Here is a 16,574-nt window from a genome sequence, read left to right on the forward strand (position 1 = left end):
CCATGCGGATCATCGTCTACCCGCACGCCATGGAACTGGGCGGCTCGCAGATCAACGCCGTGCAGCTCGCCACCGAGGTCCGCGACGCCGGGCACGAGGTCGTCGTGTTCTCCGCCCCCGGGGTGGTGGTCGAGCGCGTGCGCGCCGCCGGGCTGCCGCACGTGGAGATCCCGCTGGAGCGCGGCAGGCCATCGGCCCGGGTCATCCGGCAGCTCCGCGCGCTCTCGGCCAGCGGCGCCGTCGACGTGGTGCACGGCTTCGAGTGGCCGCCCGCCGTCGAGGCGATCGCCGCGGCAGCCGGTCCGGGCGGGGCGCCGCACGCCACCGTCGCCACGGTCATGTCCATGTCGGTCGTGCCGTTCTTCCCCCGGACCGTGCCGCTGATGGTCGGCACCGAGCAGATCGCCGCCGCCGCCCGCGCCGCCGGGCACACCCGGGTCACCCTGCTGGAACCCCCGGTCGACACCGCCCAGGACCACCCCGGCGCGGTCGACGCCTCCGGTTTCCGCGCCGACCTGGGCCTGGACCCGGAGCTGCCGCTGGTCGCGATCGTCAGCAGGCTCGCCCCGGACCTCAAGCTGGAGAGCCTGCTCGCCTCCTGCGCCGCGGTCGCCGAGCTGAGCCTCAGCGGAACCCGGGTGCAACTGGTCATCGCGGGCGACGGACCCGCCAGGGAGCAGGTCGCCGAGGCGGCGGCGCGGGCGAACGCGCGCGCGGGCCGCCGGGTCGTCGTGCTCGCCGGTGAGCTGGCCGACCCGCGCCCGGCCTACGCCGCGGCGGACGTCGTGGTCGGCATGGGCAGCTCCGCGCTGCGCGGCATGGCCTTCGGCAAGCCGCTGGTGGTCGTCGGCGAGGACGGCTTCAGCGAGCTGTTCGAGGAGTCCACCGTGGACCGGTTCCTCTGGGACGGCTTCTTCGGCCTGGGCCCGGGCAGCCGGGGCGCGGGCGTCCCGGCCCTCGCCGAGTCGATCCGGGTGCTCGCCGAGTCCCCGGAGACCCGGGCCCGGCTGGGCGAGTACGGCCGCGGGCTGGTCGACACCCGGTTCAGCCTGCGCCGCGCCGCGGGCATCGTCCTCGACGAGTACGCGCACGCCGTGGCCCACCGCCCCGCCCTGGACGCCCGCCTTGCCGACGCCGCCCAGGCGTCGGCGGGCATCTTCCGCTACAAGGTCAACCGCAAGGTCTCCCGTTGGCGCGGCAGGCTCCAGGTCGACGACGCCAACGCCAAGTCCGAGATGGCCAAGCTCAGCGCCCACGCCAGCACCGCCGCCGCGACGACGGCCCCCGGGCCACCGGTCGCCGCGCAGGCGACCGCCGCGCAGACTGTCCCGGGGCCCACGCCCCCGACCGCCGCCCCCACGTCCGCGGCGACCGCACCGCAGGAAAGGACCGCACCATGACCGCCATCCCCCTGGTCGACCTGGCCGCGCAGCACGCGCAGGTCGCCGACGAGGTGGCCGAGGGCTGGGCCGAGGTCCTGGCCAAGACCGCCTTCATCGGCGGCGCCCCGGTCGGCGCCTTCGAGGCCGAGTTCGCCGCCTACTGCGGGGTCGCGCACTGCGTCGGCGTCGGCAACGGCACCGACGCGATCGAGCTGGCGCTGCGCGCCCTCGGCGTCGGCCCCGGCGACGAGTGCGTGCTGCCCGCCAACACCTTCATCGCCACCGCCGAGGCGGTCGCCCGCGCGGGCGCCACCCCGGTCCTGGTCGATTGCACCGACGACACCCTGCTGATCGACGTCGACCAGCTCGAGTCCGTCGTCGGCCCGCGCACCAAGGCGATCCTGCCGGTGCACCTGTACGGGCAGACCGCGCCGGTCGAGCGCATCCGCCCGATCGCCGACGCCGTGGGCGCGGCCGTGGTGGAGGACGCCGCGCAGTCGCAGGGTGCCCGCCGCCACGGCCGGGCCGCCGGGTCGCTCGGCGACATCGCCGCCACCAGCTTCTACCCCGGCAAGAACCTCGGCGCCTACGGCGACGCGGGCGGTGTCGTGACTGACAACGCCGACTTGGCCCAGCGGGTGCGGCTGCTGCGCGAGCACGGTTCGCCGCGCAAGTACGAGCACCCGGAACTGGGCTTCAACAGCCGGATGGACACCCTCCAGGCGGTTGTCCTCTCGGCGAAGCTGCGCAGGCTGGAGGGCTGGAACACCGCCCGCCGGGCCGCCGCCGCCCGCTACGACGACCTGCTCGCCGCGCTGCCGTCGGTGGGCCGCCCGGTCGTGCTCGACGGCAACGAGCCGGTGTGGCACCTCTACGTCGTCCGGGTCGCCGACCGCGACCGCGTGCTGGCCGGCCTCAACGCCGCGGGCATCGGCGCGGGCATCCACTACCCGGTCCCGGTCCACCGCACCGGCGCGTTCTCCGCGCTGGGCACCGGTTCGTTCCCGGTCGCGGAGAAGACCGCGGGGGAGCTGCTGTCGCTGCCGCTGTTCGCCGAGATCACCCCGGCGCAGCAGGAGCGGGTCGTCGAGGTGCTGTCCGGGCTCGTGCCGTGACCCCGTACGTGCACCCCAGGGGCCTCTGCGAGAGCGAGGACGTCGGCGACGGCACCCGCGTGTGGGCGTTCGCGCACGTGCTGCCCGGGGCCAAGGTCGGCCGCGACTGCAACATCTGCGACGGCGCGTTCGTCGAGACCGGTGCCGTGCTCGGCGACCGGGTCACGGTGAAGAACGGCACCCTGGTCTTCACCGGGGTCACCTGCGAGGACGAGGTCTTCCTCGGCCCGAACGTGCTGTTCACCAACGACCTGCGCCCCCGCGCGCACCTGCGCAAGGGACCGGAGGAGCTGTACACCACCCTGGTCCGCCGCGGTGCGAGCCTGGGGGCGGGCGCGGTGGTGGTGTGCGGGACCGAGATCGGCGAGTACGCCTTCGCCGCCGCGGGGGCGGTCGTCACCGCGAACGTGCCCGCGCACGCCTTCGTCGCCGGGAACCCGGCCCGGCTCAAGGCGTGGGTCTGCGTCTGCGGCGAGCGCCTGCCCGCCGACCTGCGCTGCACCGGGTGCGGCACCCGGCACGTCCAGGACGGCCCCGGCCTGCGCGCGACCTGAACAGTCCACAGTGGCCCGTTCCCGCCCGGGACGGGCCACTGTCCTGTTCCGACGGTCAGAAACCGGGCTTCCTGAGCAGGTTCCGCATCGGCCACACGACCGCGGCGTAGGCCAGGACGCCGAGCAGGCCCGCCACCAGCAGCTCCACGAACGTCTGGTCCAGCAGCACCCGCACGCCGAGGACCACCGCGCACAGCAGCGCGCAGCCCAGCACCGGCCGCACCACCAGGGCCAGGACGCGGCGCAGCGACACCCCGGTGCGGCGCACCGCGACCCCGTACGCGGGCATGATCAGCACCACCGCGACGACCGCGTGCGCGGCGGCCACCCCCCGGATTCCGTCGACCAGCGCGCCGATCGGCAGCGCCACCACCAGCCCACCGGTCCAGATGCCCTGAATCCACAGCGTCCGCCCCGGCAACCCCAGCGCCACCAGGTAGTCGTAGGCCAGCTCCCCAGCCACCCTGGCCATCCCCAGGATCGCCAGGAACTGCAACGCCTCCGCCGCACCCACCCACTGCTCGCCGTAGAGCGTGCGGATGATCGGCAGCGCCAGCAGGCCCAGCAGCGCCGACACCGGCAGCGCGGTCAGCGCCAGCAGTTGCGCGAACCGGCCCAGCGCCCGTTCGCGCTCCTCCGGGTCGTGCTGGACCTGCGCGAACGCCGCCAGCGACACCCGGCGCACCACCGTGGAGAACATGTTCACCGGCCAGCTCGCCAGGTTGAACGCCTGCAGGTACAGGCCCAGCGCGACCGCGCCGAGCAGGTGGCCCGCCACGACGTAGTCCACGTTCAGCATGGCGAACACCAGCAGCGACGCCCCCGCCAGCGGCAGCCCGAACTTGATCAGCTCCCGGGCCTGCGACCGGTCCCAGCCGGGCCGGGGCCACAGCGACACCAGCCGGAACAGCAGCAGCGCCGAGAGCGCGTTGCCCACGATCCGCCCCCAGGCCAGGCTCGCCGGGCCGAAGTCGGCCAGCGCCAGCACCACGGTCAGCCCGGTCGACAGGCCCAGGTTCGACAGGTCCACCACCAGCCGCACGCCCTGGCGGAACTCCCGGTTCACGAACTGCGCCGCCGCCGCCGTCGCCCCGTCGATCAGCACCGACGCGCACAGCAGCCGCACCACCCCGGCCGCCTCCGGGGCGCCAAGCGCGGCGCTGAACGCGGGCGCGCCGAACCAGCACACCGCGTACAGCACGGCACTGCTGACCAGGGAGATCGTGGTGACGGTCGGGGCGATGTCGCGCGGGTCGCCCGGCCAGCGGACCAGCGCCAGGCTCACCCCCAGCTCGTTGACCGCCAGCACCGCGCTGAGCGCCACCAGCGCCACCGCGAACGCGCCGAAGTCCTCCGGGGCCAGGATGCGGGCCAGCAGCACCCCGGTCAGCAGGGTGCCCAGCTTGCCGGTCACGGTGTTGAGGAAGCTCAGCCCCAGGGCCTTGCGCACCTTGCCCTCCGCCGGGGGCGCGGGCGCCGCGGCGGGCTCGGTGGACTGGTCGGGTGTGGTCACCGGGACTCCGGACGGGCTCGCCGCGGCTGCCTGCGCGCGGGTGGTGTGGACGGGGCGCCCGGGTGACCGGTTGCCCCCGGGGTGTGCGTGCACGAGGATTTCGGGTAAGAAGGCCTGCGGTGATCGACTGGCGTCGGGAAAAGGTGACCGGGAATGGGCGCGTGTCGTGCGTGGCCACCCGGAACGAATGAGGAGTTACCAGGATGAGATCTGTTCGAGATAGGCGTCCCCGTTCCAGACCCGGGGCGTTCGCCGCGGTCGTGACCACCGCCCTGCTGCTCGGCGGCTGCGGTGAGGCCGAGAGCGCGGACGGCGGCCCGCCGCCCACCCTCGGATCGACCACCCCGACGAGCGCCACCCCCACCGGGACGCTGCTGCCACCCACCACCGCCCCGCCTGCCAGCACCACCACCGCCGCCCCGCCCCCGGTGACCACCACGGCCGCCAAGCCGAAGCCCGTCGCGCCGCCCCCGCAGGCCGCCCCGCCGCCCCCGCCCAGCGCCCAGCCCGGCCCGCACAACACCGGCTACCAGCACACCGGCGTGAAGCTCACCCCCATGAACTGCGAGAAGGGTGAACTGGTCATCGACAAGCCGGGCACCGTGATCGACGGCAAGTCGATTCCCTGCTCGGTGCGGGTCGCCGCCGACAACGTGCGCATCACCCGCTCGCTGATCAAGACCACCGCCCCGTACGGCATCTACAAGCTCGACCAGTACGCCAACCTGCAGGTGATCGACACCGAGATCGCGGGCAGCGGCAAGGGCTGCGGCTACGGCATCGGCTTCAACCGGGTGCACACCATCCGGGTCAACATCCACGGCTGCAACGACGGCGTGCACACCGAGCAGGGCAGCACCCTGGAGTACTCCTGGATTCACGACCTGGAGTACACCGGCCTCGACAGCGACGAGCCGCACAACGACGGCGTGCAGTCCACCGGCAGCTCGAACATCACCATCCGCGGCAACACCATCTCCAACCCCCGCCACCAGACCTCGTGCATCCTCATCGGCGGCGAGGGCGGCGCCCCGTCGAACGTCCTCATCGAGGGCAACTGGCTCGACGGCGGCAACTACACCATCTACCTCGACCCGAACGGCTCGAACCGGACCATCCGCAACAACGTGTTCGGCAAGTCGTTCGTCTACGGCCCGGCCAACGTCGCCGGGCAACTGGACTGGGCGGGCAACACCTTCGCCGACGGCGGTGAGGTCAAGCGCTGACCCGCCGGTCACCGGGGCTCCCGGGCCTGGTCACGAGCCGTGGCCACGCCCCGGGCCGCCCAGGCGGCCAGCGCCTTGGCGGAGAACCGCAGCGTCGGCCCGGAGATCCCGCCCGAGGTCGCCCGGTTGATCCGCATCAGCGCCCCGGCGGCGCCGATCAGGATGAACATCAACCCGCTGGCGATCTTGAAGGCGAAGGTGTCGTAGGTGACGCTGGAGACCCCGAGCATGGCGATGCAGGCCAGGATCGTCTGCGCCAGGTCCCGCACGTGCGGGTCGCGGGTGGCCCGCCGGGCCGCCCCGGCCGCCCACATGCCCAGCAGGAACACCGCGATCAGCGCCGCCAACCCGACCAGCCCGTTCTCCACGATCGTGCCCAGGTACTGGTTGTCCAGCGGCCCGTACCTGGTGGGCAGGTAGGTGCCGAAGCCCTTGCCCAGCCACAGGTTGTCGGCGATGGTCTGGCTGGTGGAGTCGTAGTCGTCGGTGCGGCCCTGGATGCTGGGGTCGTTGGAGATGTTGCTGAACAGGCTCAGCAGCGTCCCCACCAGACCGGGCACGAAGAACCGCAGCACCACCAGGAATCCGGTGGCCGCCACCACGGTCTGCACGGCGCGGCGCACCGGCCAGGTGGGGATCAGGAAGATCGCCGCCACCAGCATCCCCAGGATCGCCGACCGCGACAGCGACACCACCGCGCCCATCGCCAGCAGCAGCAGGCAGATCCACCAGTTGCGCGCCTTGAGCCCCGCCGCCTGCGTGCGGAACGCGTAGTGCGCGGCGAACGGCACCGCGAACCCGCACACCACCCCGAACTCGATCGGGTGCCCGGCGGTGCCCGAGGGCCTGCGGAAGATCGACCGCTCCAGCACCGACTCCCCGGAACCCACCTCGCGCAGCCCCGGCACGGTCATGTACTTGACCAGGTCGAACCCGAGGAAGAACTGCAACAGGCCGATGAACGCCATGACCGCGCAGGTGACCACGACGAACTTGAGCACCCGGTCCAGCCGGTCCAGGGTGCGGATGCCGTCGCACACCAGCAGCCCCACCACCAGCAGGCCCAGGATCGTGATGAAGCTCAGGTCGGCCGACTTCAGCTCGTCGGCGGGCAGGTACTTCCACGTCGCGTAGCCGTAGGTGGCGACCTGGGAGGCGGCGAAGACGAAGATCCCGGTGCGCGCCGGGTTGGGGCCCTTCGCCATGCCCAGGTTGTCCACCATCTGCGCGCACAGCCAGCACATGCCCAGGCCCAGGCCCAGCAGCAGCGACGGCCGCACGTCCAGCGGCAGCCCGCCGATCACCAGCCGGGCGGGCACCAGGACCAGGAAGCACAGGTAGACGCCGACCAGGGTGGCCGCGTCGGCCCGCTGCCGGGTGCGCCTGCCCTCGTCGGCCAGGTCGTGCAGCACCATGTCCGGTCCGCGGCTCAGCTCGGCCGGTGCGGCGGGCGCTGCACCGGGGCGATCCGCCGGGTGGCCTGCGGGTCGCCGTTCGGCGGCTGCACGGGCCGCGCACCGGTCGGCAGCACCCCGTTCGCCGTCCCCTTGCCGTCGGTGCCGTTGACCTGCGCCCCGTTGACCTGCGCCCCGTTGACGGGCGCCCCGTTGGGCTTCACCGGGCCGTCGGGCTTGGCCGGGGTCAACCGGACGTTGGGGTTGGCGGAACCGTTGACAGCAGCGCCGTTGACAGCAGCGCCGTTGACGGCCGCGCCGGTGACACCGGAGCCGTTGGTGCCCGTGCCGTTGGTCGTCCGGGTGCCCTGCTGCGGCTTGCGCTCGGGCTCCGGCGCCGCGGTGCCGCTGAGCAGTTCCTCTGGCTCGGCGACCTCGGCCTTGCGGCCGGACTTGCCCGCTTTGCCCGCCTTGTCACCGCCGCGCTTGCGCCGCGAGTGCGACTCCAGCAGGTAGACCGAGGTGAGCGCGGCGGCGAAACCCAGCGCGAACGCGGCGCCCGCGGCCCGCACCTTGCCGCCAATCTTCGGCTCGGCCGGGGTCGGGGCGACCACGCTCTCCATGTTGATGAAGGTGGAGTCCGGCGCACCCAGGTTGGTCTGCCGCTTCGACAGCTCCTCGCGCACCCGGTCGAAGGCCAGTGAGACGGTGCGCTGCGACTCGTCCGGCGAGGCACCGGTCGCCACGACCATGATGAACGGGCCGTCGAGCGAACCGTCGCCCGCCTCGTACTTGGCGGTGGCGCCCTGCGCGGTGAGCTGCTCGACGATCTTGGGGTCGTTCAGCGTCTGCACCAGCAACTGCGAGGTGATCTGCAGGCTGCCGTCGAAGGCGAGCAGCGGGTTCACCACACCGGGCGGCTTGGTGGGGTCGTTGGTCACCGTCGCGCCCGAGGTGGGCACGGTCAGGATGACCAGGCCCTTCGACTCGTACTCGGTGGGCACCGTGCCGTACACCGCACCCGCGATGCCCAGCGTGACGCCGAACACGGCCAGCGCCACCGGCCAGCGGCGGAGCAGGACGCCTACGGTCCTCCAGAAGTCCATCTCATGTTCCCCGATCCAAGGCCTCCGGCGAGCGGAGCCGGCACGCCCCTCCGGATCTATCGTCGTTCGAGGGGCGGAATTGTTACTGGCCGTGTAGTCGAGGCGGCTATGGTGACCGCGTGCGACTTGGCTTCACCTGCGCGTGGGACCCCCAGCCGGAACCGACGTGGTCCTACACCCCGTGGAACCTCCGGCGCGCCCTCCGCGACGTCCCCGACTCCCCTGACCACCCCGGCGTCGACTGTGTCGATGCTGGAGTGCGCTTCCCCGACCCGGTCCGCCTCGGCCTCAAGGCGCTCAACGCCCGCCGCGTCGACGGCACCTGGGTGTCGATGTGGAAGCACTCCCGGCTCGCCCGCCGCTACCTCGACACCGCCGTCCGCCACGACGTCGCCGCCTCCGGCGCCGACGTGGTCCTCCAGGTGCAGGACCTCGCCGTCGTCGACCGCCCGTACCTGGTACTGCAGGACCTCAGCTACGACGTCCTCTTCGAACACCGCGACGAACGCGGGCGGCTGACCCACTTCCCGTCCCTCGACGAGGCCGACCTCATCCGGCTGCGCGACCGCCAGCGCGGCGTCTACGCCGAGGCCGCCGGGGTGCTGGCGATGAGCCGCTGGTTCGCCGAACACCTGGTCCGCGTGTCCGGGGTGGACCCGGCGAAGGTCCACGTGGTCAACCCGGGCGCCTCCGCGACCTGGGCGGGCGCGGCGGTGCCCGAGGAGGTCCTGCGGCGCAGGCGGGAAGGACCGCGCACCCGGTTGCTGCTGGTGGGCAAGGACTTCGCCACCAAGTCCGGCCCGCAGGTCGTCGCCGCCCTGGCCCAGTTGCGCGCCGAGGTCGACCCGGACTTCACCCTCACCGTGGTGGGACCCCGGGAGTGGCCCATGGTGGGCGAACCGCCACCGGGGGTGACGTTCCTGGGCAGGCTGCCGGTCGAGCGGCTGGCCCAGGTGTACGACGAGCACGACCTGTTCGTCATGCCCTCGAAGTTCGAGGGCTTCGGCATCGCGCTGGTCGAGGCGCTGTCCCGGGGCCTGCCGTGCGTGGCCCGCAACGCCTTCGCCATGCCCGAGATCGTCGTCACCGGCCGTAACGGCGACCTGGTCGACTCCGATGATCCGGCTGAGCTGGCAAGCACCATCGCGCGCCTGCGCGCCGACGACGCGATCTTCGACCGCGTGGCGCGGGAGATGGCCGACGTGCGCGCCCACCACTCGTGGGCGCGGGCAGCGGCTCAGGTGGCGGACATCGCCCGAGGTGTGACGAAGAGCTGACCGGCCCGGCCGGCGCGGTGAGGAGTCGACGATGTACCTGGCGTCGGCGCGCGCCACCCCCGACACCGGCACCGGTCCGTCGCGGCCCGGCCGCGTCCCCGGCACGGTCGTCGCCCTGGGCGCGGTCAGCCTCCTGACGGACGTGTCGGCGGAGATGGTCTCGGCCTTCCTCCCGCTGTACCTGATCTACACCCTCCAGCTCGGATACGTCCAATTCGGACTTCTGGATGGTCTGTACACCGGCGCCACCACCATCCTGCGCCTGGTCGGCGGCTACCTCGCCGACCGGCTGGGACAGTACAAAGTGGTCGCCTTCGCCGGCTACGCGATGTCAACGGCCAGCAAACTGGTCTTCCCCCTCGCGGGCGGCTCCGGCCTGGCCATCGGCGGCGTCCTCGCCTTCGACCGAGCGGGCAAGGGCCTGCGCACCGCCCCCCGCGACGCACTGATCTCCCTGGCCACCCCCGCCGAGAGCCTGGGCCGCGCGTTCGGCCTGCACCGGGCGATGGACACCGTCGGGGCGCTGTTCGGCCCGCTGCTGACCTTCCTGCTGCTGGCCTCCCTGGGCGCGGACTCGGGCCCGATCTTCGTCACCAGCTTCTGCTTCGGCCTCATCGCCCTGATCGTCCTGGCCGCCTTCGTCCCCGCCGACCCCCGCGGCCTCCCCACCCCTGCCCCCGCCCCGCCCCGCGCCGCCGCCCAATCCGCCCCGCCCCGCGCCACCGCGCAAGCTGCCCCGTCCAGCTCCGCCCAAGCCGCCGCGTCCCGCCGCGCCGTCAAGCGCCCCGCGATCCGCCTCCGCTCGGCCTTCGGCCTGCTGCGCGACCGCCGCTTCCTGCGCGTCGCCGCAGCGGCCACCGTGCTGGGCCTGGCCACCATCAGCGACGCGTTCGTGTACGTGGTGGCGCAGAAGACCCTGGACGTGCCGGTCACGGTGCTGCCGCTGCTGCCGCTGGGCACGGCCCTGGTCTTCCTGCTCGGCGCGTACCCGATGGGGCGCATCGCCGACCGGGTCGGCCGGTGGCCGGTGTTCGTCGCCGGGCACGTGCTGCTGCTGGGCGTGTACGCGGCTCTGCTGCTGCCGTGGGGCGGCTACGGCGTGCTGATCGCCGCCCTCGCCGTCCACGGCCTGTTCTACGCGGCGACGGACGGGGTGCTGATGGCCTATGCCGGGGCGGTCGTCCCCGAGCACCTGCGCGCGGGCGGCATGGCGGTCGTGCAGACCGGCCAAGCGCTGGCCAGGCTCCTGTCGTCGGTCGGCTTCGGCATCCTGTTGTCCGTCGTCGCCATGCCCACCGCCACGATGATCGCGGCGGCCCTGCTGGTGGCGGCCCTGGTCGCGGCGGTCCTCCTGGTAGGCCGCTCCGGCGAAGACCAGACCACCATCAACACCCCCGACGCCGAGAAGAAGAACGAGGTCCAGCCATGACGAACAGGCGCCGCGCCCTGCTGGCGGTGGCGGCCATAGTCCTGGTCGTCCTGGGCGGCGGCACCTACCTGGCGGTCAAGTTCGCCGGAACCACCCCCGGCGGCACCCCCGCCTCCGCAGCCCCCACCGGCGGCCTCCTCTTCGTCGACATGTCCAGCGGCCTGCACCAGGTCAACCAACTGACGAAGGTCGAAGACCCGGCAGCGGGCCGCAGCCCCACCGACCTCCGCTGCGAACGCGTCTACCGCTCAACGGGCCGCACCGTCTGCCTCCGCCTGGCAGGCATCGGCCCCTCCTACGAGGCAGCGGTCCTCGACGCCACCGGCAAGGTCACCCACACCACCCCGGTGGCGGGAATCCCCAGCCGAGCCCGCATCTCCCACACCGGCGAGGTCGTGAGCTGGACCACTTTCGTCACCGGCGACTCCTACTCGGTCCCCGGCGGCTTCTCCACCCGCACCGGCGTGATGGACCTCCGCACCGGCGAGGTCATCGACTCCCTGGAAACCTTCACCGCCACCCTGGAGGGCAAGGAAGTCACCGCCGCCGACCGAAACTACTGGGGTGTCACAGTCGCCGACGACAACCGCACCTTCTACGCGACGTTGGCCACCGCAGGCCGCACCTGGCTCGTCAAGGGCGACCTCCAAACCCGCACCGCCCACGACGTCATCCAGAACGCCGAATGCCCCTCCCTCTCCCCAGACGGCACCCGAGTCGCCTTCAAGAAACGCCAAGGCCGCCTGGGCGCCTGGGTCCTCAACGTCCTCGACCTGGCCACCGGCAAAACCATCGAAATCCCAGCCACCCAAGGCCTGGACGACCAACCCACCTGGCTCGACAACAACAACATCGCCTACGGCGCAGCCCTCCGAAACGCCAAGGTCCCCTCCATCTACGAAGTCCCCGCCGACGGCAGCAAGCCCCCAACCCTCCTCATCCAGGACGCCCAATCCCCCTCCCCCATCACCTGACCCGGAGGCCCGCCGAAAGTGAATGAAAACCGCCACCAAGCCCAATAAAACCGCAGGTCAACAAGCCTCCTCCCCGCGCAGGCGGGGCTGTTCCACCCTCGCCATGCTCCGGGGCCTGGCCCACCAGCTCCTCCCCGCGCAGGCGGGGCTGTTCCGTCCAGCCACCGGCCTGGGCGGCGTCGGTCGCGCTCCTCCCCGCGCAGGCGGGGCTGTTCCGCCGTAGCCGGCCCGGATGTCCTCGGGGGTGGGTCTCCTCCCCGCGCAGGCGGGGCTGTTCCCGCCCTCCGCCGGGGACTTCGTGATAGCGAAGGCTCCTCCCCGCGCAGGCGGGGCTGTTCCTGACCCCGGAAGAACTGAATGAAGTCGCATTCACTCCTCCCCGCGCAGGCGGGGCTGTTCCTCCGCCTCCCACCCACCCCCTGCCGCGCGCCCCGTTTCCCCGCACATGCGGGGCTGTTCCGTGCAGCAGCGGGCGCGGCCCGTGACACGCGCGATCCTCCCCGCGTCAGCGGGGCTCCCCGCCTACTTCCGGAACCACGCGCCCTTCACCGCTTTCCCCGTCCCCACCGCTTCCCCCAGCGACACCGGCGCCAACCCCCGCTCCGCCAACCCACCCAGCACCGCCCGAGCCAACCCCTCCCGAGAAAACCCCGGCGCAGGCCCGTCATCCACCCCCACGTCCAGCCCAGCGTGCCCGTCGTGCATCAAGATCACGTCCCCCGCCGAAGCCCCCGCCAACGTCCGCTCAGCCACCTCCCCCACCGGATCGTCCTGCCAGTCGTACCCAGTCCGGTTCCACACCACCGATTCCAGCCCACACCGCCGGATCGCCGCCCACGTGGCAGGTTGCTGCGCCCCGTACGGCGGCCGGAACCACCGCACCGGCGCCCCCAACATCTGCTCCAGCCGTTCCTTGCCCTCCCGGGTCCGTCGCAGCACCTCCCCGGGGGACAACGTCGTCAGCCGCACGTGGTCGATCCCGTGCAGTGCCACCTCGTGCCCGGCATCCACGATCTCCCCCAGCAGCGAGGGGTTTCGCTCCGCCCGCGCCACCAGCACGAAGAACGTCGCCGTAGCCCCGGCGTCGGACAGCGCCGACAGCACGCCCGGGGTGTCCTCGGGCACAGGCCCGTCGTCGTAGGTGAGGACGACCTGGGGTGTTGGGGTGGTCACCGTGCGGATGGAGCCGACGGGGGAGGTCAGCGGGAGGATGAGGCGGCGAGCGGTCTGGCCCAGCATGGCGGACATCCTGCCAGGTGTAACGGTGTGCGAACGGCCCCCGATGCCGAACACGGAGACCGGGCCGCCGCCAGCGGGCCGGCACGACCGAGCGGACGGCTGTGGCAGGGAACAGGGGCGGCCCCGAGCTGTCGATCGTGATGGTGTCCTACAACGCCGCCGCCCACCTCGAACGGACGCTCGCCGCGTTGACCGGGCCCGCGAAGCCCGCTGCCACCCACGAGGTGGTCCTCGTCGACAACGGTTCCGCTGATGGGGCGGCCGACGTTGCCGAGCGGTTCCTGGGGGCAAATGCCGTCACCCGCCTCGGTCGGAACTCCGGTTTCGGGTATGCCGTCAACCGGGGCGTCGAGCGGACCACCGGTGACCACGTCCTGCTGCTCAACCCGGACGCCGAGCCGAAGCCGGGGGCGATCGACGCGCTGCTGGCGCACCTGCGGGCCAATCCGGGGCACGGCATCGCGGGTGGGCGCTACCTGGCCGAGGACGGCACTGTCGACCCGCGCAGTTGCTTCGGCCGCATCACCCTCTGGAGCCTCACCTGCGGGGCGCTCGGGTTGTCGGTGGTGGCCCGGGGCTCGCGGGTGTTCGACCCCGAGGCGCTGGGGCACTGGGGGCGCGACAGCACCCGGCACGTCGACGTGATCAGCGGGGGGTTCCTGCTGGTGTCCCGGGAGCTGTGGGACACGCTGGGCGGGTTCGACGAGCTGTTCCTGATCTACGGCGAGGACCAGGACCTGTGCCTGCGCGCGGCCCGGTTGGGGTTCAGCCCGTCGATGACGCCGACCGCCGAGGTGGTGCACGCGATCGGTGCTTCCTCCTCGACGAAGGCGGGGCGGGACGTGCTCGTGCTGTGTGGCCGCGCCACCGTCGTGCGGCGGCACTACACCGGCTTCGCGCGCCGCTACGGCCTGGGGGCGATGGCGTTCGGCGTGCTGCTGCGGTCGGTCGCGGAGCGGGTGCTGCGCAGGCCGGGGCGGTGGACCGAGGTGTGGCGCAGGCGCGGTGAGTGGGTGCGCGGGTGGCAGCCGGGCGCGGTGCTGCCGGGGGAGCGGGTCGCGGCGTGAGCGGGGTGGTCAGCGTGGTCATCCCGGCGCACAACGAGGCCGGGGTCCTGGGGCGCACCCTGCACGCCCTGCTCTCCGGCGCCGAGCCGGGGGAGTTGGACGTGGTGGTGGTGGCCAACGCGTGCACGGACGGGACGGCCGACGTGGCGCGGGCGTTCGGGGTGCGGGTGATCGACACCGAGGTGCCGGGCAAGGTCCCGGCGCTGCTGCTCGGCGACCGGTCGTGCGCAGGCTTCCCCCGCCTTTACCTCGACGCGGACGTGGAGTTGTCCGCCGCGTCGGTGCGCGAGCTGGCCGGGTGCGTGGACGCGGGTGCGCTCGCCTGCGCCCCGGTCCCCGAGTACGACCTGACCGGCGCCTCCGCCCTGGTGACCCGCTTCCACCGGGTGCTGGAGCACCTGATGGTGGCGCGGCGCGGTCTGGCGGGCACCGGTGCCTACATGCTCGCCGAACAGGGCCACGCGCGGATCTTCCCGATGCCCCCGGTGATCGCCGACGACGGTTACGTGCACCGCTCCTTCACCGCCGCCGAGGCCGCGGTGGCCCCGGGTGCGCGGTCGCTGGTGCGCCCGCCGCGCAGCGCGGTGGCCACGATCCGGCGCCGGGCCAGGGTGCGCCGGGGCAACGCCGAGCTGGACCGCCTGGGCCACCGGGCGACCGGGGCGCCGGTGTCCCTCGGTGAGCTGAGCGGCGCCGTGCGGGCCGGTGAGGTCGGTCTCCTCGACGCGGGGTGCTACCTGGCCGTGCTGGTGGCCGAGCGGGTGCTGCTGACCTGGCGGCGGTTGCGCGGCACGCAGGCGTCCTGGTCCGCCGACACCACCAGTCGCGCGGCCGAATCCGGCCGGTAGGTAACCCGAGCGACACCTCGGGCGATTACCGGGAGTCGGTACTTCCAGAGAATGAGGTCCCCGTGAGGCGTCAGAGGGCCCCGCACGTCCTGATCATCGTGCAGAACCTGCCCGTCCCGCTCGACCGGCGGGTGTGGTTGGAGTGCCAAGCCCTCAAGGCCGCCGGGTACGAGGTGTCGGTCATCTGCCCCAAGGGCCCCGGTGACCCGGCGTACGCCGAACTCGACGGCGTGCACCTGTACAAGTACGCCCCGCCGCGGCAGGCCGAGGGCGCCCTGGGGTTCGCCTGGGAGTTCGCCTACTGCTGGGTGCGCACCGCGTGGCTGAGCCTGAAGGTGCGCCGCCGCGCCCGCTTCGACGTCATCCAGGCGTGCAACCCGCCGGACACGTACTGGGCGCTGGCGCTGCCGTGGAAGGCCGCGGGCGTCCGGTTCGTCTTCGACCACCACGACCTCAACCCGGAGGTCTACCGCTCCCGCTTCGGCGAGCCGACCGGGTTGGTCGGCAAGCTGCAACTGGCCGTGCTGGAGTGGTTGGAGCGCCGGACCTTCCGCACCGCGGACCGGGTGATCTCGACCAACACGTCCTACCAGGACATCGCCGTGCGCCGCGGTGGCGTGCCGCGCGGGCACACCACGGTCGTGCGCTCCGGCCCGGACACCACGAAGATGCGCCCCGTCCACACCGACGCCACCGCGCGGCGCGGCGGTGAACACCTGGTGGCGTACCTGGGGATCATGGGCCCGCAGGACGGTGTCGACGGTGTGCTGGAGGCGGCGGACCGGATCGTGCACGAGCACGGCCGCACCGACTTCCGCTTCGTGCTGCTGGGCTTCGGCGACTGCCTGGAGGACCTCAAGCGGCAGTCCACCGAACTCGGCCTCGACGACTACGTGGAGTTCACCGGCCGCGTCGGCCCGGAGCAGATCACCCGCTACCTGTCCGCCGCCTCGATCGGCCTGTCGCCGGACCCGCTGAGCCCGCTCAACGACGTGTCGACGATGAACAAGACCATGGAGTACATGGCCTACGCGCTGCCCGTGGTCGCCTACCGGCTCACCGAGACGGTCGTGTCCGGCGGCGACTGCGCGGTCTACGTCGAGCCCGGCGACAGCGCGGGCCTGGCCGACGCGGTCGTGGCGCTGGCCGACGACCCGGCCCGCCGCGGCGAGCTGGGTGCGGCGGGCAGGCGCCGCGCCGAGCAGGTGCTGGACTGGCGCCCGCAGGCCGAGGCCTACATCTCCGTCTACGACGGCCTGACCGGGTTCGAGTCGGCCGGGCCGTTCCCGGGCGGCCCGCCCGCGACCGGGGGCGACTCGACCGACCAGTGGGGCAACCCGCTGGTGGACCTGACCGACGACGGGGCGTTGCGTGCTTTCGCCTCGGCTCGCATGATGGCGCCGGGGGCGGAGCCCGCGCCGAGCGCGAGCTGAGACCAAGGGAGTGGAAT

The 16,574-nt window shown here is 72.9% G+C and carries 14 protein-coding genes and 1 CRISPR repeat array; of the genes, 10 read left to right on the forward strand and 4 right to left on the reverse strand.

Features of this window, described 5'->3' with window-relative positions:
• Nucleotides 1-2 precede the first annotated feature (2 nt).
• Genes DFQ13_RS07735 through DFQ13_RS07745 form a run of 3 tightly spaced genes read left to right on the forward strand, consistent with a single transcriptional unit; the run spans nt 3 to nt 3,051 of the window.
• On the forward strand, nt 3-1,400 hold the full coding sequence (locus tag DFQ13_RS07735) for a glycosyltransferase family 4 protein (protein ID WP_110079374.1): 1,398 nt from the start codon (nt 3-5) through the stop codon (nt 1,398-1,400).
• A complete protein-coding gene (locus DFQ13_RS07740) occupies nt 1,397-2,497 on the forward strand; it encodes a DegT/DnrJ/EryC1/StrS family aminotransferase (RefSeq protein WP_110079375.1) in 1,101 nt (366 codons plus the stop codon). The genes DFQ13_RS07735 and DFQ13_RS07740 overlap by 4 nt, the downstream gene beginning before the upstream one ends.
• The gene (locus tag DFQ13_RS07745) at nt 2,494-3,051 is read left to right on the forward strand and encodes an acyltransferase (RefSeq protein WP_110079376.1); all 558 of its coding nucleotides are present in this window, start codon (nt 2,494-2,496) and stop codon (nt 3,049-3,051) included. The genes DFQ13_RS07740 and DFQ13_RS07745 overlap by 4 nt, the downstream gene beginning before the upstream one ends.
• 55 nt (nt 3,052-3,106) lie before the next feature.
• On the opposite strand, the gene DFQ13_RS07750 is transcribed toward DFQ13_RS07745, so the two are convergent.
• Complete coding sequence (locus DFQ13_RS07750; RefSeq protein WP_052021866.1) at nt 3,107-4,564, reverse strand: lipopolysaccharide biosynthesis protein; 1,458 nt, start codon at nt 4,562-4,564, stop codon at nt 3,107-3,109.
• 260 nt (nt 4,565-4,824) lie between these two features.
• On the opposite strand from DFQ13_RS07750, the gene DFQ13_RS07755 reads away from it, so the two are divergent.
• The gene (locus DFQ13_RS07755) at nt 4,825-5,790 is read left to right on the forward strand and encodes a right-handed parallel beta-helix repeat-containing protein (protein ID WP_035288181.1); all 966 of its coding nucleotides are present in this window, start codon (nt 4,825-4,827) and stop codon (nt 5,788-5,790) included.
• A gap of 8 nt (nt 5,791-5,798) precedes the next feature.
• Here DFQ13_RS07755 and DFQ13_RS07760 read toward each other — a convergent pair whose 3' ends face one another.
• Together DFQ13_RS07760 and DFQ13_RS07765 are read right to left on the reverse strand one after the other, a co-directional pair.
• Complete coding sequence (locus DFQ13_RS07760; RefSeq protein WP_110079378.1) at nt 5,799-7,205, reverse strand: O-antigen ligase family protein; 1,407 nt, start codon at nt 7,203-7,205, stop codon at nt 5,799-5,801.
• A 14-nt stretch (nt 7,206-7,219) separates the two neighbouring features.
• Nucleotides 7,220-8,290, reverse strand: a complete 1,071-nt coding sequence (locus tag DFQ13_RS07765; protein ID WP_110079379.1) for a hypothetical protein — start codon at nt 8,288-8,290, stop codon at nt 7,220-7,222.
• 119 nt (nt 8,291-8,409) lie between these two features.
• Here DFQ13_RS07765 and DFQ13_RS07770 point away from each other — a divergent pair, with 119 nt between their 5' ends.
• Genes DFQ13_RS07770 through DFQ13_RS07780 form a run of 3 tightly spaced genes read left to right on the forward strand, consistent with a single transcriptional unit; the run spans nt 8,410 to nt 11,970 of the window.
• Complete coding sequence (locus DFQ13_RS07770; protein ID WP_146241157.1) at nt 8,410-9,567, forward strand: glycosyltransferase family 4 protein; 1,158 nt, start codon at nt 8,410-8,412, stop codon at nt 9,565-9,567.
• Between the two features lie 31 nt (nt 9,568-9,598).
• Nucleotides 9,599-10,996, forward strand: coding sequence for an MFS transporter (locus DFQ13_RS07775; protein ID WP_110079381.1), 1,398 nt, complete (start codon nt 9,599-9,601; stop codon nt 10,994-10,996).
• Nucleotides 10,993-11,970, forward strand: coding sequence for a TolB family protein (locus DFQ13_RS07780; protein WP_110079382.1), 978 nt, complete (start codon nt 10,993-10,995; stop codon nt 11,968-11,970). Before DFQ13_RS07775 ends, DFQ13_RS07780 begins: the two co-directional genes overlap by 4 nt.
• A 66-nt stretch (nt 11,971-12,036) precedes the next feature.
• Nucleotides 12,037-12,430: a CRISPR direct-repeat array (repeat unit 28 nt; unit sequence CTCCTCCCCGCGCAGGCGGGGCTGTTCC).
• Between the two features lie 62 nt (nt 12,431-12,492).
• On the opposite strand, the gene DFQ13_RS07785 is transcribed toward DFQ13_RS07780, so the two are convergent.
• Nucleotides 12,493-13,218 carry a polysaccharide deacetylase family protein gene (locus tag DFQ13_RS07785; protein ID WP_219994332.1) on the reverse strand — a complete coding sequence of 242 codons (726 nt, stop codon included), beginning with the start codon at nt 13,216-13,218 and terminating at the stop codon, nt 12,493-12,495.
• Nucleotides 13,219-13,310: 92 nt separating this feature from the next.
• Between DFQ13_RS07785 and DFQ13_RS07790 the strand changes: the two genes are divergently transcribed.
• The 3 genes from DFQ13_RS07790 to DFQ13_RS07800 all read left to right on the forward strand — a co-directional run bounded on the left by DFQ13_RS07790 (nt 13,311) and on the right by DFQ13_RS07800 (nt 16,557).
• Entirely contained in the window at nt 13,311-14,276 is a 966-nt protein-coding gene (locus tag DFQ13_RS07790) for a glycosyltransferase family 2 protein (RefSeq protein ID WP_110079384.1), read from the forward strand.
• Entirely contained in the window at nt 14,273-15,124 is an 852-nt protein-coding gene (locus DFQ13_RS07795) for a glycosyltransferase (protein ID WP_219994335.1), read from the forward strand. Before DFQ13_RS07790 ends, DFQ13_RS07795 begins: the two co-directional genes overlap by 4 nt.
• Before the next feature lie 62 nt (nt 15,125-15,186).
• A complete protein-coding gene (locus tag DFQ13_RS07800) occupies nt 15,187-16,557 on the forward strand; it encodes a glycosyltransferase family 4 protein (protein WP_035289596.1) in 1,371 nt (456 codons plus the stop codon).
• Nucleotides 16,558-16,574: the final 17 nt, after the last annotated feature.

Origin of the sequence: Actinokineospora spheciospongiae, from assembly GCF_003182415.1 — a bacterium.
In the GTDB taxonomy this organism is placed as follows: Bacteria; Actinomycetota; Actinomycetes; order Mycobacteriales; family Pseudonocardiaceae; genus Actinokineospora; species Actinokineospora spheciospongiae.